Origin of the sequence: Bradyrhizobium sp. 31Argb (assembly GCF_043638955.1) — a bacterium.
Taxonomy (GTDB): Bacteria; Pseudomonadota; Alphaproteobacteria; order Rhizobiales; family Xanthobacteraceae; genus Bradyrhizobium.
In genome coordinates, this window is record NZ_JBEGDB010000043.1 from 14940 (window position 1) to 37405 (window position 22466).

Below are 22466 nucleotides of genomic sequence, written 5' to 3' on the forward strand. Positions count from 1 at the left end.
TAAGCGGTCGAGTCCGCTCCTCGTTCCATTATTCGTGCTCATTGATCGCGATTGTCTTAATGACCCTTTCAGGTTCCGGCCTGGCCAGGTCGACCGACAACAGCCCGTTCTTCAGATCCGCGCCCAGCACCTGCATCCCCTCCGCCAGCACGAAAGTGCGCTGGAAGTGGCGTGCGGCAATGCCGCGATGGATGTATTGCCGAGCCTTGTCCTCCTGCTGGCGGCCCCGAATCACGAGCTGGTTTTCCTCAACCGTTACATCGAGTTGGTCGCGGGTAAACCCCGCCACCGCCAGCGTGATGCGCAGGCGTTCGGGCTGGCCGTTGGACCGGTCACACCGCTCGATGTTGTATGGAGGATAGCCGTCGGCGCCTTTCACGACGCGATCGAGCGCACGCTCGATTTCGTCGAATCCCAAAAGGAACGGACTGGACAACGTTGGAACACGAGACATCCCAAAGCCCTCTCGAAGCGACTTTGAGGGGCCCTTGCGGCGCCCCATGCAACCGAATAGGCGTCTTGCCCTCGGTCATGAACGAATATGGGGGCGATTCGCGGAGGGTTCAAGCACCTCTGGAATCAGGACTAATCCGCTCGTTGCCAGCCCAAACGCGGTCGTCCCCGGGCATTGCCACCGGGTCCGCGCGAAGCGCGGCCCGATGACAGGCTCCGCGATGAACCGGGAATCCATTTCTCCGCCACGGTATGCAGCCCGATGGATTCCGGGTTCCCGCTGCGCGGGCCCCGGAATGACGGCGAGGGAAGGCGTCCAAGCCTCAGCCGATTCGCTTCCGGCCATCGGCGGTGAACAGGTGCAATTTGTCGCGGGGGGCGACCGCCCGGATCCGCTGGCCGATGGCGGGGCCGGTCGCGCCGGGAACCCGGACGATGACCTCGCCCGGCGGCAGTTCGCCGGGGTTGGCGGCCACGCCCTGTTCCTCACGCTGGCGGGTGCCGTAGACGAAGGTCTCGGCGCCGACATGCTCGATCGCCTCCACGGTGAGGCCAAGCGCGACGCCGCCGGGGACCGATTCGTTCGCGATCACGAAGTCTTCGGGCCGGATCCCGAGAATGCCGGCCTCGCTAGCACTGATATCGCCGGCGAGCTGCGACCTGAGTTCATCGGAAGCCAGCGGCATCAGGTTCATCGGCGGCGCGCCGATGAAGGCGGCGACGAAGGTGGTCGCCGGCTTCTGGTAGATTTCAAGGGGATTGCCGATCTGCTCGACCAGGCCGCCGTTCATCACGACGAGGATATCGGCGAGCGTCATCGCCTCAAGCTGATCGTGGGTGACGTAGATCGAGGTCGTGTTCAGCCGGCGCTGCAATTTGCGGATCTCGACTCGCATCGCGATGCGCAGCTTGGCGTCGAGGTTCGACAGCGGCTCGTCGAACAGGAACACTTTCGGCTGCCGCACGATCGCGCGCCCCATCGCGACGCGCTGTCGCTGGCCGCCGGAGAGCTGCCGCGGCTTGCGGTCGAGCATCGCGGCAAGCTCGAGGATGCGCGCGGCTTCCTCGACGCGCGTCCTGATCTCCGCCTCCGGCATGCGGCGGTTGCGCAGGCCGTAGGCCATGTTGTTGTAGACGCTCATATGCGGATAGAGCGCGTAGTTCTGGAACACCATGGCGATGTCGCGATCAGCGGGCTCGACCTGGTTGACCACGCGGCCGCCGATGTCGATCTCGCCGCCGGTGATGGTCTCCAGCCCCGCCACCATGCGCAGCAGCGTCGACTTGCCGCAGCCGGACGGGCCGACCAGCACGCAGAACTGGCCGTCGCCGACCTCGAAATCGATGCCCTTGATCGCTTCGAAGCCGCCCGGATAGGTCTTGCGGACGTTGCGGAGGGTGACGTTAGCCATGTCCAGCTCCGCGGACGCGAATAGCGAGTAGGGGGAGGCGGGCGAATAGCGAGTAGCGAATAGCGAATAGGAAAGCGAAGGTCGTCAGCTTGCGCGCGCCTCCATTCGCTACTCGCCATTCGCTATTCGCCACTAGCTCCCTCACTTTTCCGTCTCCACCAGTCCGCGCACGAACAGCTTCTGCATCACCACGACCACGAGCACCGGCGGCAACATCGCGAGCACGGCGGTGGCCATCACCACCGGCCATTCGGTCAGTGCATCGGTGGTGGTGATCATCTTGCGGATGCCGATCTGGATCGTCTGCATGTCGTCGCGCGTGGTGATCAACAGCGGCCAGAGATACTGATTCCAGCCGAGGATGAAGAGGATGACGAACAGCGCCGCCATGTTGGTGCGCGACAGCGGCAACAGCGTATCCCAGAAGAACCGCAACGGCCCTGCGCCGTCGATGCGCGACGCCTCGAGCAGCTCCTCGGGCACGGTCATGAAGAACTGGCGGAACAGGAGCGTCGCGGTGGCGGATGCGATCAGCGGCAGCGCGAGACCGGCATAGCTGTCGAGCAGGTGCAAGTCGGCGACGGTCTTGTAGGTCGGATAGATCCGCACCTCGACCGGCAGCATCAGCGTGATGAAGATTAGCCAGAACATCGCCATCCGGAACGGAAAGCGGAAATAGACGATCGCATAGGCCGAGATGATCGAGATCGCGATCTTGCCGAATGCGATCAACAGCGCCATCACCAGCGAGTTGAGCAGCATGGTGCCGACCGGCTCGCGGGTCGAGCCGCTCGTGCCGACGAAAATGGTCTGGTAGTAGGTCTGAAGGAAATGTCCGCCCGGCAGGAGCGACATCTGGCCGTTGGCGATAACAGCATTTTCCTGGGTGGACGCAACGATGGCGAGATAGACCGGAAACGCGACGATTGCGATGCCGATCCACAGGATCGCATGCGCGACGTAGCGCTGGATGCCTTCCTGCTCGACCATCAGTAGGTCACCTTGCGTTCGACGAAGCGGAACTGCACCGCTGTCAGTCCGATGACCATGATCATCAGGATCACCGATTGCGCTGCCGAGCTGCCGAGGTTGCCGCCGAGCAGGCCGTCGACATAGACCTTGTACACCATCGTCTCGGTGGCCTTTGCCGGTCCGCCGCGCGTCATCGTGTCGATGATGCCGAACGTGTCGAAGAAGGCGTAGACGATGTTGATGACCAGAAGGAAGAAGATGGTCGGCGACAGCAGCGGGAACGTCACCGTCCAGAACCGGCGCATCGGGCGTGCCCCGTCAATCGCGGCCGCTTCGAGCACGCTTTTCGGAATGCTCTGCAGGCCCGCGAGGAAGAACAGGAAATTGTAGGAAATCTGCTTCCAGGCGGCGGCGAGAATGATCAGGAGCGCGGCCTGGTTGCCGTCGAGCAGCGGGTTCCAATCGATGCCCATGTCGCGCAATCCGCGCGCCAGGATCCCGAGCGAGGGGTGCAGCATGAACACCCAGAGCACGCCGACCACCGGAGGGGCAACGGCATAAGGCCAGATCAGGAGCGTGCGATACAGCGTGCCGCCGCGCAGCGGCTTGTCGGCCATGACAGCCAGCAGCAGCGCAAACGACAGCGACGAGAACGCGATGGCGAAGGAGAACACGAAGGTCCTGACGATCGCCGCCCAATAATCCGGCTGGCTCAGGATGTCCTGGTAGTTCTCGAACCAGACGAAACTGGTCGAGAGCCCGAACGCATCCTGAAGCAGGAAGGATTGCAGCACCGCCTGCGCGGCCGGCCAATAGAAGAAGATCAGGACGATCGCGAGCTGCGGCGCGACCAGCGCAAAAGGCAACAGCTTGGACTGGAAAACCGCCTGCTTCTGCATGACACCCCAAGCGAGGCAGGCCGCATCATGCGGACCGCCCGATCATCCCCTCAGCGCGTAATTGTAGCCCGGATGGAGCGCAAGCGTAATCCGGGTAGTCGATCCGCGGCGAAACTCTCCCGGATTACGCTTCGCTCCATCCGGGCTACGTGGTGTGCGTGCGACGCCAGATCTCAGCGTACAGCGGTTTTTTCAAACTGCCGCAGCATCTGGTTGCCGCGCTCGACGGCGGCATCGAGCGCCTGTTTGGCCGTCTTCTTGCCGGCCAGCGCCTGCTCGATCTCTTCGGCCCAGATGTCGCGGAGCTGCACCATGTTGCCAAGGCGCAGGCCGCGCGAGTTCTCGGTCGGCTCCTTGTTGGTGAGCTCCTTCAGCGGGGTTTCGAGATAGGGCTGATCCTTGTAGAAGCCTTCCGCCTTCGCTTTCTCGTAGGCCGCCTTGGTGATCGGAAGATAACCGGAGGCCTTGTGGATCCCGACCTGGCGGTCGGTGTCGGAGAGGAAGGCCAGGAACTTGGCGACGCCCTTGTATTCCTCGGCCGTCTTGCCACCCATCACCCACAGCGAGGCGCCGCCGATGATCGAATTCTGCGGCGCGCCCTTGGCGTCGGGATAGTAGGGCATCGGCGCGTTGGTCCAGTTGAACTTGGCCTGCGACTTCACATTGCCGAAGAACGCCGACGAGGTCAGGAAGATCGGGCACTCGCCCGAGGTGAAGCGGCCCTCGCCGGTGTTGGTACGGCCGGAATAGTCGTAGGTCTTGTCCTTCTGCAGCTCGATCAGATTTTCGAGATGCTTGACCTGCAGCGGTCCGTTGAACTGCAGCACGGTGTCAAAGCCGTCGAGCCCGTTGGCCTTGCTGGCCAGCGGCACGTTGTGCCAGGCCGAGAGCTGCTCGAGATTGACCCAGGTCGCCCAGGCGTTGGAGAAGCCGCAATTGGTGTAGCCCGCGGCCTTCAGTTTTTTCGCTGCGTCGAACACGTCCGGCCAGGTCTTCGGAATCTCGGCGATATCAGCCTTCTTCAAGGCGTCGAGATTGACCCACATCACCGTCGAGGACGAGTTGAAGGGGAAGGACAGCATCTCGCCTTTCGAAGTCGAGTAGTAGCCGGTGATCGCGGGCAGGTAGCTGCTCGGATCGAATTTCTCGCCGGCCTCCTGCATCAGCTTGTAGACCGGCTTGATCGCGCCGGTGGCCGCCATCATGGTGGCGGTGCCGACCTCGAAGACCTGCATGATGTGGGGCGCGTTACCGGCGCGGAACGCGGCAATGCCGGCGTTCATCGTATCAGCATAGCCGCCCTTGTAGGTCGGAACGACCTTGTACTCGCTCTGCGATGCATTGAAGTCATTGGCGAGCTTGACCACGACATCGTTGTTGCCGCCGGTCATGGCGTGCCACCACTGGATCTCGGTCACCGCAAATGCCGGCGAAGCACCGAATGCCAGTGCGACCGCGATTGCTGCTGCAGCGCCGAACTGTCGAAAAGCCATCAAAACCCCTCCCGTTAAGCCGCCATCTCCGTCGGTTGCGCTAGCAGCGCGGAATGACGTGCAAATGACCTATAAGCGAAGATCATGGCGCCGGGGAAGCGGGAGCCGGTGCAAAAACGCGCGGCCCCTGGAACGTCAATCTTGAAGTGACTTGTTGCCGCAGCCCGCAAGTAGCCCGGATGGAGCGAAGCGCAATCCGGGAAAATTCGCGCCTTGCGAAAAAGTCCAGGATTGCGCTGCGCTCCATCCGGGCTACGAAGCTGATCTGAACAGATCAGCGCTTCCGCTCGGGCCCGCAGACCACGCCCATGGCGACGAGCGACTCGACTTCCGCTTGTGAGTAGCCGAACTCGCCGAGCACCTCAGTGGCGTGCTGGCTGAACTTTGGCGGGGTGCGGCGCAGGCTGGGTTTGGTGCGTTCCAGCCGGATCGGCGAGGCGACGCCCTTGTACCAATCCTTCTCGATGATATCGCCGCGGTAGATCGTGTGCGGGTTGGTCAGCGCCTGGTCGATCTTCTGCACTGGCCCCGCCGGCAGGCCGGCGGCGAGCAGGCGGTTGCACAGCGGCTCGGCCTCATACTGGCTGAACACCGCGGCAAGCTCCGCGCGCAGCGCGTCGCGGTTGGCGATGCGGTCCTTGTTGCGGGCAAAGCGCGGGTCGGTGCCGAGTTCGGGCTTGCCGATCTCCTTACACAATTTGCGGAAGGTGCCGTCATTGCCGACGCCGATGAAGATGTTGTCGGTCTTGGTCGGGAAGATCGCGTAAGGAACGAGGTTGGGATGCTCGTTGCCGGTGAGACCAGGCGGCTTGCCGTGCATGAAGTAGTTGGCCGTGTGCGGATGCATGATCGCAAGGCCGGTCTCGTACAGCGTGGTCTCGAGGAACTGGCCGAGGCCGGAGCGCTGCCGCTCCGACAGCGCCATCAGGATGCCGATCGTCGCATAGAGCCCGGTGGTGATGTCGACCAGCGGCACGCCGATTCGCATCGGGCCGCTTTCCGGCGAGCCGGTGGCGGCGATCATGCCGGTCATGGCCTGGATGATCGCGTCATAGCCGGGATTGCCGCCGCGCGGGCCGTCGGCGCCGAAGCCGGAGATCCGGCAATGCACCAGCCGCGGGAATTTCGCGCGCAGCACGTCGTTGCCGATGCCCCATTTGTCGAGCGTGCCCGGCTTGAAATTCTCGATCAGGACATCGGCGCCTTCGAGCAGCTTCATCAGCACGGCACGGCCGCCTTCGGAGGCGAGGTCGAGCCCGATCGAGCGCTTGTTGCGGTTGATGCCGACGAAATAGGCCGCATCCTCCTCATGAAAGGGAGGGCCCCAGTCGCGCACTTCGTCGCCGGCGGGCGGCTCGACCTTGATCACGTCGGCGCCGTGGTCGGCGAGAATCTGGGTGCAATAGGGACCGCCGAGCACGCGCGTCAAATCGATCACGCGCAGGCCGGCCATCGCGCCTGCGACCGCTTCTGAACTCATGGGAAACCTTCGCTCAAGTCAAACAGATGGAGGGTTTGTCCAGAGCTAGCGGTCTTCGAACGCGGCGGCAATGCCTTATCGCGCGTGGAGGCATGCCATCACCGATCGCAACGCGAATAGCCCGCCGCAAAAAATCAGCGGGCTATTCCGCCATACGGATTACACCACGTTCAGGCGTACATCGACATTGCCGCGCGTGGCGTTGGAATAGGGACACACCTGGTGGGCCTTTTCCACCAGCGCCTCTGCATCCGCACGCGAGAGCCCGGGCAGGGAGACATCGAGCGCGATATCGAGGCCGAAGCCGCCTTCGGAGCGCGGTCCGATGCCGACCGTCGAGGTCACCGCAGCGTCGGCGGGCACCTTCGGGCCGCCCTGCGAGGCCACGAACTTCATCGCGCCGATGAAGCAGGCGGCGTAGCCGGCCGCAAAGAGCTGTTCGGGGTTGTTGCCGGCGCCGCCGCCACCGCCGAGCTCCTTCGGCGTGGTGAGCTTGACGTCGAGCGCACCATCAAGCGTCGCGGAATGGCCGTCGCGGCCGCCAGTGGCCTTGGCGCTGGTCTTGTAGAGCACGTTCACGGACATGGGGTGTCTCCCTCATCAATGGTTTCGACGCCGTTTATATTGCAGACAATTAGATTGCGCACAATATAAAACGCATGGCCTCACATTTAATTGTTCGCAATTGAATGTGTGGCGGCACCGGCCCACAATGAACCCAGATTCTGACGAGGCTGAGAAATGGCACGGAAACAGTTGGCGGTCGCGGACCAGCCGCTACGGCTCGACAATCAAATCTGCTTTGCGATCTATTCGACCGCGCACGCGTTCAACCGCGTCTACAAGCCGCTATTGGACCGGCTCGGCCTGACCTATCCGCAATACCTGGCGATGCTCGTGCTCTGGGAGAAGGATGGAGTTCCGGTCAAGGATATCGGCGAGCGGCTGTTCCTGGATTCCGGCACGCTGACGCCGCTGCTCAAGCGGCTGGAAGCCGCACAGCTCATCAAGCGCACACGCAGCAAGGAAGACGAGCGGCAGGTGCTGATCGCACTCACGCCGCAAGGGCAGGCGCTGAAGGAGAAGGCGAGAGCGGTGCCGCAACAGGTCCTGGCGGCCTCTGCCTGCTCGGTCCCGGAACTATCGGCGATGAAGAACGAGATCGTGGCGCTGCGGGACAGGCTGAATGCGGCGGTGGCGGAGTGAGGGGGGATCAGAGGCGCTTCTTGGCGAACGCGCGGCCGGAATGGGATTTTAGATACTTCTCGAAGGCAAGCGCTTTGTACTTATCGGGGAAGGCACAGTACCAGATCAGTTGCCATGGCTTGAACTTGGCGGTGTGCGCGGATCTGCCGGCATTGTGTTCCGGAAAGCGTCGTTTCAAATCCGCAGTGGCACCGATGTACTCCTGGTCCGGAAAGTTGGTGCTGCGGATGATGTAGACGTACCACATTGATGCCTACCGGCAGATGGCACCAGCGGAGTTTTGGGCAGCCCGTCTTCGCCCGTTGGGCTTCGCCGGGCACCACGCTTCGCCCTTCGAGCTCCGCGCGGCTGCGCCACGCGTAGCCCGAAGGGCGAAGCGTGGTGGAGCCAGGCGGGATCGAACCGCCGACCTCTTGCATGCCATGCAAGCGCTCTCCCAGCTGAGCTATGGCCCCTTTAAGGGATCGCGAGCCGCATCCGACTCGCGGGGAAAGACCCAGAACACAGTTCTGGATCGATCTCAAGTCTCTTCATCGCCTCCGACGTCGCCAATGATGTCGGTGACGTCCTCATCGCCCTCTTCTTCGTCGGCGATGAAGGTGGAATCATCGTCATCATCGTCTTCGAGGGTCTCGTCGATCTCGATATCGTCCTCGGATTCGGGAACGACCGCCTTGACCTTGCCGGTGTTCTCCTCGGCATCGGCCTCCTCGAGCGAGACCAATTCTTCGGCCTCCGCGGGCTCCGGCGTATCGGCAGCGGCGGTGGCCGCAGCGGCGCTGGCGCCTCGGGTAGCGCGCGGCGGCGCCACGGGGGCGATCGGCACGACTTCGCCGGTGTAAGGCGAGATAACCGGGTTCTTGTTCAGATCATAGAACTTCTTGCCCGTGGTCGGGCAAATGCGTTTGGTTCCGAGGTCGGACTTGGCCACGTGGTGATCCCAGGAATTTTCTGAAAAGCGGTGCTTCACTTGGCTAGTTGAGGGGCCGCTGTCAATAGCGGTTTGCGCGCATTTACTCCCGGGTGACGCCGGGGGTTCGATATGTTACCTGCCGCGCCGCGAGAGGACGTGATCTTGGCCCATTCCGACCATCAGAACCCCGAAAAGACCCCCTCCAAGACCCCCCTGGAGGCCCGCGCGAGCGGTCCCCTGAGCGGCAAGGCCCGCGTCCCCGGCGACAAGTCGATCTCCCACCGGGCCCTGATCCTGGGTGCGCTGGCGGTCGGCCAAAGCCGGATTTCCGGGCTGCTCGAGGGCGAAGATGTGCTCAATACCGCCAAATCGATGCGGGCGCTGGGGGCCGAGGTCGAGCGTACCGGCCCGTTTGCCTGGTCGGTCCGGGGCGTTGGCGTCGGGGGCTTCGCGGAGCCCGCCGGGCCGCTCGATTTTGGCAATTCCGGCACCGGCTGCCGGCTGGTGATGGGAGCGGTTGCCGGCTGTCCGATCACGGCGACCTTTGACGGCGATGCCTCGCTGCGCTCGCGGCCGATGCGGCGGATCCTCGATCCCTTGGAACTGATGGGCGCCAGGGCGGGCGAGATGAGGGAAGGCGGCCGCCTGCCGCTGACGCTGCATGGCGCCCGCAACCCGGTGCCGATCGTCTACAGGACCCCCGTCGCTTCGGCCCAGATCAAGTCCGCGGTGCTGCTGGCGGGACTGGCGGCGCCGGGCGTCACCACAGTGATTGAGCAGGAAGCCAGCCGCGATCACACCGAGCTGATGCTGAAGCATTTTGGTGCCGCGCTCACCTCGAGCAAGGAAGGCAGCCACGGCCGCCGGATCGCGCTGACCGGCCAGGGCGAACTGCACGGCGCTGAGGTCGTCGTTCCCGCCGATCCCTCCTCGGCGTCGTTCCCGGTCGTGGCGGCGCTGGTCGTTGGCGGCTCCGATATCGTGCTGCCTGACGTCATGACCAATCCGCTGCGCACCGGGCTGTTCACGACGCTGCGCGAGATGGGCGCCTCGATCGAGGAGGACGAGTTGCGCATGGACGGCGGCGAGCCGATGGCGCGGTTGCGCGTGCGCGCTTCCAAATTGCGCGGGGTCGTGGTGCCGCCGGAACGCGCGCCGGCGATGATCGACGAATATCTGGTGCTGGCGGTGGCGGCCGCTTACGCCGAGGGCACCACCGTCATGCGCGGCCTGCAGGAATTGCGCGTCAAGGAATCCGATCGCCTCGAAGCCACCGCCGACATGCTGCGTGTCAACGGCGTCAAGGTCGAGATTTCAGGCGACGATTTGATCGTCGAGGGCAAGGGCCATGTGCCCGGCGGCGGCGTGGTCGCCACCCACATGGATCATCGCATCGCGATGTCGGCCCTGGTGATGGGGCTCGCCGCCGACCGGCCGGTGACGATCGACGACACCGCCTTCATCGCCACCAGTTTCCCGGATTTCATTCCGATGATGCGCTCGCTCGGCGCGGAGTTTTCATGAGGCTGACGCTATGGGTACGGCGTTCGACCGAGATGCGCTGCTCGAGGCCTTCGACCGAATCGGTCGAGCTGCGGCGCAGGCGGGAACGAAGCTCCAGATCGCGGTCTATGGAGGTTCCGCGCTCATGCTTGCGAGCAATTTCCGATTCGCAACGGAAGACGTCGATGTATCGAAGCTTGAGCATCCTCTGCCCGATTGGCTGGCGTCGGTCGTGCACGAGATAGCTCAAGAAAATCATTGGCGGGAAGATTGGCTCAATGACGGCGTTTCATTTCACCTGAGTTCGCTCGCCGATCGAGCGGCCGATCATCTGGAATTCGGAACATTTCCGCGTGACGCCACGTCGGCTGGTCTTGTCGTTTCGGTGCCCTCGGCGGAGTATCTCCTGGCGCTGAAGCTGAAAGCGTTCCGTGTCCTGGATCCAGTTCGTGGAGAAACCGAGCGCCTCGATATCCTCAATCTGATGCACGTCGTCGGCATTTCCACGGTCGACGATGCAATCGGCCTGTTGGGTCGATATTTTCCCATGAGCGCCGCTTCAGCCGAAAAGCGGCGCTTTCTGCTGAAGAACATAAGCCGTGAGGGAGTGGCCGATGCCCCCAAATACCCTCGCTGATGCCGTCGAGAGCATCCAGGCCGGCGCTCCCCAGGACGTCGTCCTTGCGGAATTTGTCGACACTTTCGACCTGGCTTCCACCGATGAGCTTCGCTATGCGTCCATCGAGCGCGAGCCGAAATTAACCGGTGACGCTAGGCTCGACGCACTTGTCGGTGCGATCGCCGAGTATCTCGCCAAACAACGTCGGCTCGGCCATGTACCTGGCTGGGTTTGTGATCCGGCACGTCGGTTGAAGACGCCCTGGTTTACCTCGGAGGCTGCCTCGGACGCGATGCGCGAATTTCTCACCTTCAGCAGCCCGGGCGAGTTTGCCTCGCGCAATATCTTCACCGAGGAGCGACCGTTGCGGCGCGCCCGCGGTCCTCACTCCACGACTCAATAGGGCACCATGATCATCGCTATCGACGGGCCGGCCGCATCCGGCAAGGGCACGCTGGGAAAACGGCTCGCTGCGCATTATGGCTACCGCCATCTCGACACCGGGGTGATCTATCGCGCGGTGGCGAAGGCGTTGCTCGATGCCGGCGCCGACCTCACCGATGAAGCGCGCGCGATCAAGGCGGCGATGGAGCTCGACCCTGAGAAATTCGGCCATCTCGAGCTGAAGACGCAGCGGATCGGCGATGCCGCTTCCGTGGTATCTGCAATACCCAAGGTGCGCGAGGCGCTGGTCAATTTCCAGCGCCAGTTCGCCGCCGATCCGCCTGGCGTGGTCCTTGACGGCCGCGATATCGGGACCGTGATCTGCCCGAATGCCGATGTGAAGATCTTTGTCGTCGCCGATCCGCGTGTGCGGGCCCGGCGGCGGACGCTGGAGGCCCGCGCGCGCGGCGAGGACGCCGATGAGGCAGCGGTGCTGGCCGATATTCTCAAGCGCGATGAGCGTGACAAGAATCGCGCGGTGGCCCCGCTGAAGCCGGCGCCCGATGCGCATACGCTGGACAATTCCAATCTCGATATCGAGGCCGGCGTGCGCGCCGCGATCGACATCGTCGAGGCGGTGCGCGCGGGGCGCGGGCTGGCCTAGATTGTTGTTTGACGCGTTTTCTTCACGCGAACCGGTACCCACTTTGCTCGAAAACGCTACCTAACGCGTCGAGGATTCCTGGTCAGCCAGGCCGGAGAAAGACTGTGCAGCCGAAAAGGTCCGCATCGACGCCGCCGCGCCAGGCATTGCGGCGATGGCATGGCCGAGTGCGAACGCGGTAACGACGGCCAGGGCGATCAGGCTTTTCATGGTCGTTCCCCCTGTCTCTTGGGTGGGCCCCACTATGCGCGGGCTCACTTAAGCCCGGGTTCCACCACAAGCCCTGCCAGATGCCTTTCGCGCAACACGGTCAACAATTGTTCAAATGCAGTCCGGCATTGTTAAGGCTTGTGTCAGCCTTAGAGCCCCGCAAATCGGGCATTTCTGGCTTGCCGAAAATAGCGGTGGATATTATATCAGCAGCGTCCGTGCCGCCATCGACTATGTCGGGGCCGCCCGAGCGGGCCGGCAGCGGGGTTCGAGCCCCGGCCGATATTGGAGGAGCGCCCGCTCCATCGGTGCTTGACGTCGATCTTTCGTTTCCGGGCTTGGACATCTACGTCACGTGCATTCTTTCGCAAAACCGGTTTTCCACTTTTGCGGAATGCGCGCCATCAACGTATCGAACATGTGGCTTGCTGCCGGCCCGCTTTTGCGCCCTCGCGCAAGGAGCGGTCGTCAGGATTTGCGGACCTGACACCACATGCGCGGTGCGCCCTTAACCCGAACGGCCGGCAAGACACCCGCATCTGGAGAACATATGGCTTCGAATACTGCTGCTTCCTATAGTCCTACCCGCGACGATTTCGCCGCGATGCTCGATGAATCCTTTGCCGGCGGCAATCTGCAGGAGAGCTCGGTCGTCAAGGGCAAGGTGGTTGCCATTGAAAAGGATATGGCCGTCATCGATGTCGGCCTGAAGACCGAAGGTCGTGTGGCCTTGCGCGAATTCGTCGGCCCCGGCCGCGAAAGCGATCTCAAGGTTGGCGACGAGGTCGAGGTGTTCCTCGACCGCATCGAGAATGCGCTCGGCGAAGCGGTGCTGTCGCGCGACAAGGCGCGGCGTGAGGAGAGCTGGGGCAAGCTCGAGAAGGCGTTCCAGAACAACGAGAAGGTCACCGGCGTCATCTTCAACCAGGTCAAGGGCGGCTTCACCGTCGATCTCGACGGTGCCGTGGCCTTCCTGCCACGTTCACAGGTCGATATCCGTCCGATCCGCGACGTCGCGCCGCTGATGAACAACTCGCAGCCGTTCCAGATCCTCAAGATGGACCGTCGCCGCGGCAACATCGTGGTGTCCCGCCGCACCGTGCTCGAAGAAACCCGCGCCGAGCAGCGCCAGGAGCTGGTGCAGAACCTCGAAGAGGGTCAGGTGATCGACGGCGTGGTCAAGAACATCACCGACTACGGTGCGTTCGTGGACCTCGGCGGCATCGACGGCCTGTTGCACGTCACCGATATTGCATGGCGCCGCGTCAATCACCCGACCGAGGTGCTCTCCATCGGCCAGACCGTGAAGGTCAAGATCATCAAGATCAACCACGAGACGCACCGCATCTCGCTCGGCATGAAGCAGCTCCTGGACGATCCGTGGCAGGGCATCGAGGCGAAGTATCCGCTTGGCGCCCGCTTCACCGGCCGCGTCACCAACATCACCGATTACGGCGCGTTCGTCGAGCTCGAGCCGGGCATCGAAGGCCTGATCCACGTCTCCGAGATGTCGTGGACCAAGAAGAACATGCATCCCGGCAAGATCGTCTCCACCTCGCAGGAAGTCGAGGTGCAGGTGCTGGAAGTCGATTCGGTCAAGCGCCGCATCTCGCTCGGCCTCAAGCAGACCATGCGCAACCCCTGGGAAGTCTTCGTCGAGAAGCATCCGGTCGGTTCGGTGGTCGAAGGCGAGGTCAAGAACAAGACCGAGTTCGGCCTGTTCCTGGGTCTCGAAGGCGACGTCGACGGCATGGTGCACCTGTCCGATCTCGACTGGAAGCTTCCGGGCGAGCAGGTGATCGACAACTTCAAGAAGGGCGACCTGGTGAAGGCCGTCGTGCTCGACGTCGATGTCGAGAAGGAGCGCATCTCGCTCGGCGTCAAGCAGCTCGAGGGCGATCCCTTCGCCGAGCCGGGCGACGTCAAGAAGGGCGCGGTCGTGACCTGCGAAGTGCTCGAAGTGAAGGAGAGCGGCGTCGAAGTGAAGATCTCCGGCACCGACTTCACCACCTTCATCAAGCGCTCGGAACTCGCCCGCGACCGCAACGATCAGCGCGCCGAACGTTTCGCCGTCGGCGAGAAGGTCGATGCGCGGGTGATCCAGTTCGACAAGAAGGCCCGCAAGGTGCAGGTCTCGATCAAGGCGCTGGAAGTGGCCGAAGAGAAGGAAGCCATCGCACAGTATGGCTCCTCGGATTCGGGCGCGACGCTCGGTGACATTCTCGGCACCGCGCTCAAGAATCGTGCCAACGAGAAGTGAGCACTTGCTTTCTTCGTCACATCATCAAGCCCCGGCTTCGGCCGGGGCTTTTTTGTTTGGGGCCTATCCGTAGCCCGGATGGAACACGCCGGGCTACGGCTGCGTATCTCGGCGTATTCCATCCGTGCTACGCTTGTAACTCTATGCCAGCCTTGCTTTCTTCATATTGCACCGCAATTGATGTATTTTGATAACCTCTCCGTCATCCTGTGATTGCAAGAACGCGCTGAGCTCTTTTGGAGATTTTCGATGTCGCTTGATTCAGACGTGATCGTCGATCGTCGCCGGATTCGCCGCAAGCTGACCTTCTGGCGCGTCGCGGCAGCGGTGGTTGCGATCGCGGCCCTTGTCGGCGTCGGCGTGATCGTAGCGGGTGGGCGCGGCTCGCTGACGACAGCGGGATCGATCGCGCGCATCAATATCGAGGGCCTGATCCGCAGCGACCAGGATCGTGTCGAGGCGCTGGAGCGGCTGGAGAAGTCGCAAGCCGCGGCCGTCATCGTCCATATCAATTCGCCGGGCGGCACCACCGCCGGTTCCGAGCAGCTTTACGACGCGCTGACGCGGCTGAAGGCGAAGAAGCCGTTGGTCGTGGTGGTCGAGGGATTGGCGGCGTCCGGCGGTTACATCACCGCGATTGCCGCGGACCACATCGTCGCGCAGCAGAGCTCGCTGGTCGGCTCGATCGGCGTGTTGTTCCAGTTTCCGAATGTCAGCGAGCTCCTGAAAACCGTGGGCGTGAAGGTCGAGGAGATAAAGTCCTCGCCGCTGAAAGCCGCGCCCAACGGCTTCGAGCCGACCAGCCCGGAAGCACGCGCCGCGATCGATGCGCTGGTGAAGGATTCCTATGCCTGGTTCCGCGGCCTCGTGAAGGAGCGACGCGGCATGGATGATGCCCTGCTTGAAAAGGTCGCGGACGGTCGTGTCTTCACCGGCCGGCAGGCGGTGGAATTGAAGCTCATCGATCAGCTCGGCGATGAGAGGGCCGCGGTCGCCTGGCTGGTCCAGGAGAAGAAGATCAAGAGCGAACTGCCGGTGCGCGACTACAAGCTCAATCCGCGCTTCGGCGATCTGACATTCCTACGCACGGCGGCTTCGGCCACGCTCGATGCATTTGGTTTGAGCGCAATAGCGCGCCGCATCGAGCAGACCGGCCTCGCCCAGGCTGTCGATCGGCTCGGCATGGATGGCATGCTGGCGCTTTGGCAGCCTTCGGGGAGCAATTGAGATGCGCACAATCGGTCTTTGGCCGCACTCCCGTATTGCGGGAATCGCGAAAAGCCGGGTTCGGGCCATTTGTCACGGCTCTTCCTTGGCGCCAAAAGTGATTTAGCGTCTTGACAGTTCAAGGCATTTTCACGGAAATGGATATCCGCAAGGTCCCGGGCCACATTCTCGATGATCAAATCCGAACTTGTTCAGCGTATCGCCGAGCACAACCCGCATCTCTACCAGCGGGATGTCGAGAACATCGTCAATGCGATTCTCGATGAGATCGTGGCTGCGCTGGCGCGCGGCGATCGGGTTGAGCTGCGTGGGTTCGGTGCGTTCTCGGTGAAGCATCGTCCGGCGCGGGCCGGCCGCAATCCTCGAACCGGTGCGCATGTGCCGGTCGATCAGAAGAGCGTTCCGTTCTTCAAGACCGGCAAGGAAATGCGCGAGCGCCTGAACCGCGACACCGATGGCAGCGGCGGTAGCTCGCCGGAATCGAGCGCCTGATCTCGCGGAGATCGCTGGCGCATCCGCGTCTCCGGTTGCTATAGATCGGCACGCGATTGTCGGCCGCTGCGAGGGATGGTGATGCGAAAGTTCTTCACGACGCTGCTCGTCATCCTGCTTGGCCTGTTCTTCATCATCTTCGCCGTTGCGAACCGTCACCTGGTGACGGTTTCATTCGATCCGTTCAATTCGACCACTCCGACGGTGGCGATAACGCTGCCGTTATTCCTGGTGCTCATTATCGTGGCGATCCTGGGCGTGATCGCGGGCGGCATGGCGACCTGGTTCCGGCAGCATCGCTGGCGGCGCGCGGCGCGGCAGCATGAGGCTGACGCCCGGCAGGCCCGGGTGGAACTGGCCGATCTGCGGGCGACCTTGGCCGCTGCGCAAGCCGAACGGCGTCGCCTCACAGCCCCATCAAATGGCGGTTCATCGGGGGTCGTCGGGCGAGACAAGCAGGGCGCGACGTTGTAGAACCCGCCCCGTCCGTGCCGGAGCTGCCAGTTTCGGCCGTTGCAGCACTCCTGAGAGACCATGTCCCTGCTCGTCAAAATCTGCGGCCTGTCCACGCGCGAGACGCTCGACGTCGCGCTCGAGGCCGGTGCCGACATGGTGGGCTTTGTGTTCTTTCCGCCCTCGCCGCGGCATCTTGCGCTTGAGGCCGCGCGGGAGCTTGGCCGGCAGGCGAAGGGCCGCGCCGTAAAGGTGGCGCTCACCGTCGATGCGGATGACGCCACGCTCGAAAACATCGTCGAGACGCTGCAGCCTGACATCCTGCAACTGCACGGCAAGGAGACGGTGGCGCGCGTGCGCGACATCAAGCAGAGGTTCGGCCTGCAAGTGATGAAGGTACTTGCGGTCGAGACAGCAGCCGATCTCGCACCGCTTGCGGGCTATGCCGCGGTCGCCGACCGCATCCTGTTCGACGCCCGCGCCCCGAAAGGCGCGACGCGGCCAGGCGGCCTCGGTGCAGTGTTCGATTGGCACGTGCTCGAAAAGCTCCAGCTTGAGCTGCCCTTCATGGTCTCAGGCGGGCTGAACGCCGACAATGTCACTGAGGCCGTCCGTGTCACCCGTGCCGGCGGCGTCGATATTTCGTCCGGCGTCGAACGGTCGCCCGGCATCAAGGATCCCGAATTGATCCGTGCCTTCATCCGCGCCGCGCGCGCCACAGACCTTCCTTCACCTCTCCCCGTTCACGGGGAGAGGTCGGATCGCGTCAGCGATCCGGGTGAGGGGGAGCCACCGCGGTCACCGAATTTGTGGAGAGAGCCCCTCACCCCGACCCTCCCCCCGCAAGGGCGGGGCGAGCGAGCAGGAACGGCGCCACTAACCGATACAAAGATAGTTCGATGAGCCCAGCACTGCCCAACTCTTTCCGCAGCGGTCCCGACGAGCGCGGGCATTTCGGCATTTTCGGCGGACGCTTCGTCGCGGAAACGCTGATGCCGCTGATCCTCGACCTCGAAAAGGCCTATGCCGAGGCCAAGGCCGATCCGGCCTTCCAGAAGGAGATGGACGGCCATCTGAAGCACTATGTCGGCCGGCCGTCGCCGCTCTATTTCGCCGAGCGGCTGACCGAGCATCTCGGCGGCGCAAAGATCTACTTCAAGCGCGAGGAGCTGAACCACACCGGCTCGCATAAGGTCAACAATGTGCTCGGCCAGATCATGCTGGCGCGCCGCATGGGCAAGAAGCGGATCATCGCCGAGACCGGAGCCGGCCAGCACGGCGTTGCCACCGCGACGCTGTGCGCGCGGTTCGGGCTCGAATGCGTGGTCTACATGGGCGCGGTCGATGTCGCGCGGCAGCAGCCCAACGTGATCCGCATGGAGATGCTGGGCGCCAAGGTGGTCCCGGTACAGTCGGGCGCGCGCACGCTGAAGGATGCGATGAACGATGCGCTGCGCGACTGGGTCACCAATGTGCACAACACGTTCTACTGCATCGGCACGGTGGCCGGCCCGCATCCCTATCCGATGATGGTGCGCGACTTCCAGTCGATCATCGGCATCGAGACGCGCCAGCAATTGCAGGAGGTCGAGGGCCGCCTGCCGGATTCGCTCGTCGCCTGCATCGGTGGCGGCTCCAATGCGATGGGGTTGTTCCATCCGTTCCTCGACGATCCCTCGATCGAGATCTTTGGCGTCGAAGCCGCCGGCCACGGCCTGACGCAATTGCATGCGGCGTCGATCGCGGGTGGCCGGCCCGGCGTGCTGCACGGCAACCGCACCTATCTCTTGATGGACGAAGACGGCCAGATCCAGGAAGCGCATTCGATCTCGGCCGGTTTGGACTATCCCGGCATCGGCCCCGAGCACGCCTGGCTGCACGAGACCGGCCGCGTCAACTATCTCTCGGCGACCGACGAAGAGGCGCTGGAAGCATTCCAATTGCTGTCGCGGCTCGAAGGCATCATCCCGGCGCTGGAGCCAGCGCATGCCATCGCCAAGGTGACGGAACTCGCACCGAAGCGACCCAGGGATCACCTGATGGTGGTCAACCTCTCCGGCCGCGGCGACAAGGACGTGCCGCAGGTCGGCGACATCTTGAAGGGCCGAAACAAGTGACCACCCGTATCGATGCACGTTTTGCCGAGCTTGCGAAGCAGGGCCGCTCCGCCTTTGTCACTTTCGTGATGGCCGGCGATCCGGACCCAGCGACATCGCTCGACATCCTCAAGGCGCTGCCGAAGGCCGGCGCTGATGTCATCGAAATCGGCATGCCCTTCACCGATCCGATGGCGGATGGTCCGTCGATCCAGGCGGCCGGCTTGCGCGCGCTCAAGGGCGGCATGACGCTGAAGAAGACGCTCGAAATGGTGCGCGGCTTCCGCAAGGACGATGACGCCACGCCGCTGGTGCTGATGGGCTATTACAATCCGATCTACATCTACGGCGTCGACAAGTTCCTCGCCGACGCCAAGAGCGCCGGCGTCGATGGCCTGATCATCGTCGACCTGCCGCCGGAGGAGGACACCGAGCTGTGCCTGCCGGCGATGAAGGCCGGGCTCAATTTCATCCGCCTGGCGACGCCGACCACCGACGACAAGCGCCTGCCGGCGGTGCTCGCGAACACCTCGGGTTTCGTCTACTATGTCTCGATTACCGGCATCACCGGCGCAGCGGCGGCGGACACCAAGGCGGTCGGCGAAGCGGTGGCGCGGATCAAGCGGCATACCAGGCTGCCGGTCTGCGTCGGTTTCGGCATCCGCACCCCGGAAGCGGCGCGGGCGATCGCCCGAAGCGCCAATGGTGCGGTGGTCGGCACCGCGCTGGTCGATGCCCTGCGCGGCAGCCTGGATGCGGAGGGGCGGGCTACCGCCAGGACCGTGACCGCCGTGGCCGATCTTGCCGCCGCATTGGCGCAGGGCGTGTGGGGCGCCAAACAAGCGGCCGAATAGGCTGCAATCGTCGTCGCAGCGCGGCTTGCCGGGCGTTACCCGGCCCGCCATATATTGACCTAATGCGGAACTGACCGCATTTCGGAGCGAAGCATGAACTGGCTCACCAATGTCGTCCGGCCGAAGATCCGCAGCATCCTGCGGCGCGAGACGCCGGAGAATCTTTGGATAAAGTGCCCGGATTCTGGGCAGCTCGTGTTCTACAAGGACGTCGAGGCCAACCAGTTCGTCATTCCCGGCTCGAACTACCACATGCGCATGGGCGCGGTGGCGCGGCTGAAGTCAATCTTCGACAACGAGACCTGGTTCGACGTGGCGCTGCCCGACGTGACGCCTGACCCACTCAAGTTCCGCGACGAGCGCAAATATGTCGATCGCATCAAGGATGCGCGAGCCAAGACCGCGCTGAACGACGCGATCAAGGTCGGCTACGGCAAGCTCGAAGGCATGGGCGCCGTCATCGCGGTGCAGGATTTCGATTTCATGGGCGGCTCGCTCGGCATGGCCGCCGGTGAAGCGATGGTGCGCGGGCTCGAGCTTGCGGTCGAAAAGAAGTCACCCTTCATCGTGTTCGCAGCCTCGGGCGGCGCGCGGATGCAGGAAGGCATCCTGTCGCTGATGCAGATGCCGCGCACGACCGTGGGCGTGCAGATGCTGCGCGAGGCCAAGCAGCCCTATATCGTTGTACTCACCAATCCGACCACCGGCGGCGTCACCGCCTCCTATGCGATGCTGGGCGACGTGCAAATCGCCGAGCCCGGCGCGCTGATCGGCTTCGCCGGCGCGCGCGTGATCGAGCAGACCATCCGCGAGAAACTGCCGGAAGGATTCCAGCGCGCCGAATATCTGCGCGACCACGGCATGATCGACATGGTCGTGCATCGCCACGACATGCGCGCGACGCTGGCGCGGCTGTGCCGCCTGCTCACCAAATCGCCGCCGCTGCAGGTGCCCTCGAAGCCTGCGCCGGAGGTCACGGCACCCACCCAGATCGTCTCGGCACCGGAAACCGTGCCGGCAGCGCCGCACGCGTGAGCGTACCTGCCGCCCAACCATCGCCGCCGCTCGGCGAGTTGGTTGCGCGCCTGTCGGCGTTGCATCCGAAGACGATCGACCTCAGCCTCGATCGCATGCACGGGCTGCTCACACGGCTTGATCATCCCGAGCGCAAGCTGCCGCCGGTGATCCATGTTGCCGGCACCAACGGCAAGGGCTCCACGATCGCCTATTTGCGTGCGATCCTGGAAGCGGCCGGCTTGCGCGTCCATGCCTTCACCTCGCCCTATCTGGTGCGACTGAACGAATGCTATCGCCTTGGCCGCGTCGGTGGCGGCGTGCTGGTCGACGACGACGAATTGCGCTCGGTGCTCGAGCATTGCGAACGCGTCAATGACGGCCAGCCGATCACGATCTTCGAGATCGAGACTGCGGCGGCGTTCTGCCTGTTCGCCACGCATGCGGCCGACGTCACACTGCTCGAGGTCGGTCTCGGCGGCAGGCTGGATTCGACCAATGTGGTCGAGACGCCGCTCGCCTCCGTCATCGCGCCGATCAGCATGGATCACACCGAATTCCTCGGCGACACGCTGACCGCGGTCGCAGGTGAGAAGGCCGCGATCATCAAACGCGGCGTGCCGGTGGTCTGTGCCGAGCAGGCGGCTGATGCGATGTCGGTCGTCGAGGCACAGGCGGCGCGCCGGCGGGCGCCGCTGCATGCGGCCGGACAGCAATGGCATATCGGGGTCGAGCGCGGCCGGCTGGTCTATCAGGATGACCGCGGCCTGATGGATCTGGCGGCGCCAAGACTGTTCGGTCGTCACCAGTTCGACAATGCCGGGCTTGCGATCGCGACGCTGCGTGCTGTCGACGCGTTCAAGATCGGGATCGCGGCGTTCGAAGCCGGCATCGTCAATGCCGAATGGCCGGCGCGGATGCAGCGGCTGGCGTCGGGTGAGCTGGTCAATCTGGCGCCGGCGGGCTCGGAGATCTGGCTCGATGGCGGACACAATGCCGAAGGCGGGCGCGTGGCGGCCACTGCGGTCGGCGATCTCGAGGAGCGCGTGTCGCGTCCGCTGGTCGTGATCGCCGGCATGATGGCGAACAAGGATGCATCCGGCTTCCTGGCCAATTTCGCCGGCCTGACGCGGCACATCATCGCGGTCGAGATTCCCGGCCGCCCGGGCGCCATGCCACCCGATCGGCTGGCGGATGCGGCACGCGCGTTCGGCATGCGCGTCGAGATCGCGTCCAGCGTGGAGGCCGCGCTGCAGGCGCTATCGAGCCTCGCCTACGAGGTGTCGCCGCGCATCCTGATCACGGGCTCACTCTATCTCGCCGGCCATGTGCTGGATGTGAACGGCACGCCGCCGGTGTGAAGGCTCCAGCTCCCGTAGCCCGGGTGAAGCGCAGCGCAACCCGGGAAAGTCTGTCCACGTGGAGAGAACCCCGGATTGTGCTTCGCTCCGGGCTACGGCGTTCGTGCGAATAAAGCAAAACGGCCGGCTATCCGCCGGCCGCTGTCGAAAATTATTCCAAGGAAATTACCGGATCAGACCGCAGCGGAAATCCACTGCTGCAGCTTCGCCTTCGGCGCCGCGCCGACCTGGCGCGAGGCCATCTCGCCGCCCTTGAAGATCATCAGGGTCGGGATCGACATCACGCCATATTTGGAAGCCGTCTTCGGGCTCTCGTCGACGTTGAGCTTCACGATCTTGACCTTGTCGCCCATCGAACCGGCGATCTCGTCCAGCGCGGGCGCGATCATTCGGCAGGGGCCACACCATTCGGCCCAGAAATCGACCACGACAGGCCCGGTCGCGTTGAGCACTTCGGCTTCGAAATTGGCGTCAGAAACCTTGCCAACGGCCATGGGGTAC

The 22466-nt window shown here is 63.7% G+C and carries 24 protein-coding genes, 1 tRNA gene and 1 pseudogene; 14 read left to right on the top strand and 12 right to left on the bottom strand.

The genetic code is table 11. From position 1 onward, the window contains the following. Nucleotides 1–28 precede the first annotated feature (28 nt). The 7 genes from AAFX91_RS11445 to AAFX91_RS11475 form a co-directional block, all read right to left on the bottom strand. On the bottom strand, nt 29–454 hold the full coding sequence (locus AAFX91_RS11445; RefSeq protein ID WP_130583124.1) for an Hsp20 family protein: 426 nt from the start codon (nt 452–454) through the stop codon (nt 29–31). 322 nt (nt 455–776) lie between these two features. Then, entirely contained in the window at nt 777–1865 is a 1089-nt protein-coding gene (locus tag AAFX91_RS11450; protein ID WP_394566508.1) for a sn-glycerol-3-phosphate import ATP-binding protein UgpC, read from the bottom strand. A gap of 141 nt (nt 1866–2006) precedes the next feature. Next, nucleotides 2007–2855: a sn-glycerol-3-phosphate ABC transporter permease UgpE gene (ugpE, locus tag AAFX91_RS11455; protein ID WP_130583126.1), complete on the bottom strand. Its 849-nt coding sequence runs from the start codon at nt 2853–2855 to the stop codon at nt 2007–2009. After that, on the bottom strand, nt 2855–3736 hold the full coding sequence (gene ugpA, locus AAFX91_RS11460; protein ID WP_394566509.1) for a sn-glycerol-3-phosphate ABC transporter permease UgpA: 882 nt from the start codon (nt 3734–3736) through the stop codon (nt 2855–2857). The genes ugpE and ugpA overlap by 1 nt, the downstream gene beginning before the upstream one ends. A 173-nt stretch (nt 3737–3909) precedes the next feature. Then, nucleotides 3910–5229: a sn-glycerol-3-phosphate ABC transporter substrate-binding protein UgpB gene (ugpB, locus tag AAFX91_RS11465; RefSeq protein ID WP_394566510.1), complete on the bottom strand. Its 1320-nt coding sequence runs from the start codon at nt 5227–5229 to the stop codon at nt 3910–3912. 274 nt (nt 5230–5503) lie between these two features. Continuing rightward, nucleotides 5504–6709, bottom strand: a complete 1206-nt coding sequence (locus tag AAFX91_RS11470; protein ID WP_394566511.1) for a CaiB/BaiF CoA transferase family protein — start codon at nt 6707–6709, stop codon at nt 5504–5506. Between the two features lie 159 nt (nt 6710–6868). Then, nucleotides 6869–7294: an organic hydroperoxide resistance protein gene (locus AAFX91_RS11475; protein WP_130583130.1), complete on the bottom strand. Its 426-nt coding sequence runs from the start codon at nt 7292–7294 to the stop codon at nt 6869–6871. Nucleotides 7295–7450: 156 nt separating this feature from the next. Here AAFX91_RS11475 and AAFX91_RS11480 point away from each other — a divergent pair, with 156 nt between their 5' ends. Further along, nucleotides 7451–7915, top strand: a complete 465-nt coding sequence (locus AAFX91_RS11480; protein WP_130583131.1) for a MarR family winged helix-turn-helix transcriptional regulator — start codon at nt 7451–7453, stop codon at nt 7913–7915. A gap of 7 nt (nt 7916–7922) precedes the next feature. Here the strand turns inward: AAFX91_RS11480 and AAFX91_RS11485 are convergent, their stop codons facing one another. The 3 genes from AAFX91_RS11485 to AAFX91_RS11495 all read right to left on the bottom strand — a co-directional run bounded on the left by AAFX91_RS11485 (nt 7923) and on the right by AAFX91_RS11495 (nt 8846). After that, nucleotides 7923–8162, bottom strand: coding sequence for a GIY-YIG nuclease family protein (locus AAFX91_RS11485; protein ID WP_130583132.1), 240 nt, complete (start codon nt 8160–8162; stop codon nt 7923–7925). 132 nt (nt 8163–8294) lie between these two features. After that, a tRNA-Ala gene (locus AAFX91_RS11490) sits at nt 8295–8370 on the bottom strand. A gap of 65 nt (nt 8371–8435) precedes the next feature. Continuing rightward, nucleotides 8436–8846: a TIGR02300 family protein gene (locus AAFX91_RS11495; RefSeq protein WP_130579843.1), complete on the bottom strand. Its 411-nt coding sequence runs from the start codon at nt 8844–8846 to the stop codon at nt 8436–8438. Nucleotides 8847–8957: 111 nt separating this feature from the next. On the opposite strand from AAFX91_RS11495, the gene aroA reads away from it, so the two are divergent. The 4 genes from aroA to cmk are packed head-to-tail and all read left to right on the top strand — an operon-like array spanning nt 8958 to nt 11998. After that, nucleotides 8958–10352 carry a 3-phosphoshikimate 1-carboxyvinyltransferase gene (gene aroA / locus AAFX91_RS11500; RefSeq protein ID WP_394566512.1) on the top strand — a complete coding sequence of 465 codons (1395 nt, stop codon included), beginning with the start codon at nt 8958–8960 and terminating at the stop codon, nt 10350–10352. 10 nt (nt 10353–10362) lie between these two features. After that, nucleotides 10363–10968, top strand: a complete 606-nt coding sequence (locus AAFX91_RS11505) for a hypothetical protein (RefSeq protein WP_394566513.1) — start codon at nt 10363–10365, stop codon at nt 10966–10968. Continuing rightward, nucleotides 10946–11353 (top strand): hypothetical protein, encoded by a 408-nt coding sequence (locus tag AAFX91_RS11510; protein ID WP_394566514.1) that lies wholly within the window; start codon nt 10946–10948, stop codon nt 11351–11353. The genes AAFX91_RS11505 and AAFX91_RS11510 overlap by 23 nt, the downstream gene beginning before the upstream one ends. Nucleotides 11354–11359: 6 nt before the next feature. Beyond that, entirely contained in the window at nt 11360–11998 is a 639-nt protein-coding gene (cmk, locus tag AAFX91_RS11515; protein WP_394566515.1) for a (d)CMP kinase, read from the top strand. A 60-nt stretch (nt 11999–12058) separates the two neighbouring features. On the opposite strand, the gene AAFX91_RS11520 is transcribed toward cmk, so the two are convergent. After that, the gene (locus AAFX91_RS11520) at nt 12059–12208 is read right to left on the bottom strand and encodes a hypothetical protein (protein ID WP_394566516.1); all 150 of its coding nucleotides are present in this window, start codon (nt 12206–12208) and stop codon (nt 12059–12061) included. Nucleotides 12209–12758: 550 nt separating this feature from the next. Here AAFX91_RS11520 and rpsA point away from each other — a divergent pair. The 9 genes and pseudogenes from rpsA (at nt 12759) to AAFX91_RS11565 (ending at nt 21965) form a co-directional block, all read left to right on the top strand. Continuing rightward, nucleotides 12759–14468: a 30S ribosomal protein S1 gene (rpsA, locus tag AAFX91_RS11525; protein WP_394566517.1), complete on the top strand. Its 1710-nt coding sequence runs from the start codon at nt 12759–12761 to the stop codon at nt 14466–14468. Between the two features lie 249 nt (nt 14469–14717). Next, a complete protein-coding gene (sppA, locus tag AAFX91_RS11530; RefSeq protein WP_130579847.1) occupies nt 14718–15695 on the top strand; it encodes a signal peptide peptidase SppA in 978 nt (325 codons plus the stop codon). A gap of 141 nt (nt 15696–15836) precedes the next feature. Continuing rightward, entirely contained in the window at nt 15837–16187 is a 351-nt protein-coding gene (locus AAFX91_RS11535; protein ID WP_282528752.1) for an integration host factor subunit beta, read from the top strand. 81 nt (nt 16188–16268) lie between these two features. Continuing rightward, complete coding sequence (locus tag AAFX91_RS11540) at nt 16269–16661, top strand: lipopolysaccharide assembly LapA domain-containing protein (RefSeq protein WP_130579849.1); 393 nt, start codon at nt 16269–16271, stop codon at nt 16659–16661. Nucleotides 16662–16721: 60 nt separating this feature from the next. Beyond that, nucleotides 16722–17360, top strand: a pseudogene (locus AAFX91_RS11545) (phosphoribosylanthranilate isomerase); the annotation flags it as partial. 179 nt (nt 17361–17539) lie between these two features. Then, nucleotides 17540–18757 (top strand): tryptophan synthase subunit beta, encoded by a 1218-nt coding sequence (trpB, locus tag AAFX91_RS11550; protein ID WP_130579851.1) that lies wholly within the window; start codon nt 17540–17542, stop codon nt 18755–18757. Beyond that, entirely contained in the window at nt 18754–19590 is an 837-nt protein-coding gene (trpA, locus tag AAFX91_RS11555; RefSeq protein WP_130579852.1) for a tryptophan synthase subunit alpha, read from the top strand. Before trpB ends, trpA begins: the two co-directional genes overlap by 4 nt. A gap of 93 nt (nt 19591–19683) precedes the next feature. Next, nucleotides 19684–20625, top strand: a complete 942-nt coding sequence (gene accD / locus AAFX91_RS11560; protein WP_394566518.1) for an acetyl-CoA carboxylase, carboxyltransferase subunit beta — start codon at nt 19684–19686, stop codon at nt 20623–20625. Next, complete coding sequence (locus tag AAFX91_RS11565) at nt 20622–21965, top strand: bifunctional folylpolyglutamate synthase/dihydrofolate synthase (RefSeq protein WP_394566519.1); 1344 nt, start codon at nt 20622–20624, stop codon at nt 21963–21965. The genes accD and AAFX91_RS11565 overlap by 4 nt, the downstream gene beginning before the upstream one ends. A 173-nt stretch (nt 21966–22138) precedes the next feature. Here AAFX91_RS11565 and trxA read toward each other — a convergent pair whose 3' ends face one another. After that, nucleotides 22139–22459, bottom strand: a complete 321-nt coding sequence (gene trxA / locus AAFX91_RS11570; RefSeq protein ID WP_027580982.1) for a thioredoxin — start codon at nt 22457–22459, stop codon at nt 22139–22141. Nucleotides 22460–22466: the final 7 nt, after the last annotated feature.

Excerpts from the sequence above, each read along its gene's own strand:
- AAFX91_RS11445 (WP_130583124.1), bottom strand. The coding sequence starts at position 454 with ATGTCTCGTGTTCCAACGTTGTCCAGTCCGTTCCTTTTGGGATTCGAC.
- AAFX91_RS11450 (WP_394566508.1), bottom strand. The coding sequence starts at position 1,865 with ATGGCTAACGTCACCCTCCGCAACGTCCGCAAGACCTATCCGGGCGGC.
- ugpE (WP_130583126.1), bottom strand. The coding sequence starts at position 2,855 with ATGGTCGAGCAGGAAGGCATCCAGCGCTACGTCGCGCATGCGATCCTG.
- ugpA (WP_394566509.1), bottom strand. The coding sequence starts at position 3,736 with ATGCAGAAGCAGGCGGTTTTCCAGTCCAAGCTGTTGCCTTTTGCGCTG.
- ugpB (WP_394566510.1), bottom strand. The coding sequence starts at position 5,229 with ATGGCTTTTCGACAGTTCGGCGCTGCAGCAGCAATCGCGGTCGCACTG.
- AAFX91_RS11470 (WP_394566511.1), bottom strand. The coding sequence starts at position 6,709 with ATGAGTTCAGAAGCGGTCGCAGGCGCGATGGCCGGCCTGCGCGTGATC.
- AAFX91_RS11475 (WP_130583130.1), bottom strand. The coding sequence starts at position 7,294 with ATGTCCGTGAACGTGCTCTACAAGACCAGCGCCAAGGCCACTGGCGGC.
- AAFX91_RS11480 (WP_130583131.1), top strand. The coding sequence starts at position 7,451 with ATGGCACGGAAACAGTTGGCGGTCGCGGACCAGCCGCTACGGCTCGAC.
- AAFX91_RS11485 (WP_130583132.1), bottom strand. The coding sequence starts at position 8,162 with ATGTGGTACGTCTACATCATCCGCAGCACCAACTTTCCGGACCAGGAG.
- aroA (WP_394566512.1), top strand. The coding sequence starts at position 8,958 with ATGTTACCTGCCGCGCCGCGAGAGGACGTGATCTTGGCCCATTCCGAC.
- AAFX91_RS11505 (WP_394566513.1), top strand. The coding sequence starts at position 10,363 with ATGGGTACGGCGTTCGACCGAGATGCGCTGCTCGAGGCCTTCGACCGA.
- AAFX91_RS11510 (WP_394566514.1), top strand. The coding sequence starts at position 10,946 with ATGCCCCCAAATACCCTCGCTGATGCCGTCGAGAGCATCCAGGCCGGC.
- cmk (WP_394566515.1), top strand. The coding sequence starts at position 11,360 with ATGATCATCGCTATCGACGGGCCGGCCGCATCCGGCAAGGGCACGCTG.
- AAFX91_RS11520 (WP_394566516.1), bottom strand. The coding sequence starts at position 12,208 with ATGAAAAGCCTGATCGCCCTGGCCGTCGTTACCGCGTTCGCACTCGGC.
- rpsA (WP_394566517.1), top strand. The coding sequence starts at position 12,759 with ATGGCTTCGAATACTGCTGCTTCCTATAGTCCTACCCGCGACGATTTC.
- sppA (WP_130579847.1), top strand. The coding sequence starts at position 14,718 with ATGTCGCTTGATTCAGACGTGATCGTCGATCGTCGCCGGATTCGCCGC.
- AAFX91_RS11540 (WP_130579849.1), top strand. The coding sequence starts at position 16,269 with ATGCGAAAGTTCTTCACGACGCTGCTCGTCATCCTGCTTGGCCTGTTC.
- trpB (WP_130579851.1), top strand. The coding sequence starts at position 17,540 with ATGAGCCCAGCACTGCCCAACTCTTTCCGCAGCGGTCCCGACGAGCGC.
- accD (WP_394566518.1), top strand. The coding sequence starts at position 19,684 with ATGAACTGGCTCACCAATGTCGTCCGGCCGAAGATCCGCAGCATCCTG.
- trxA (WP_027580982.1), bottom strand. The coding sequence starts at position 22,459 with ATGGCCGTTGGCAAGGTTTCTGACGCCAATTTCGAAGCCGAAGTGCTC.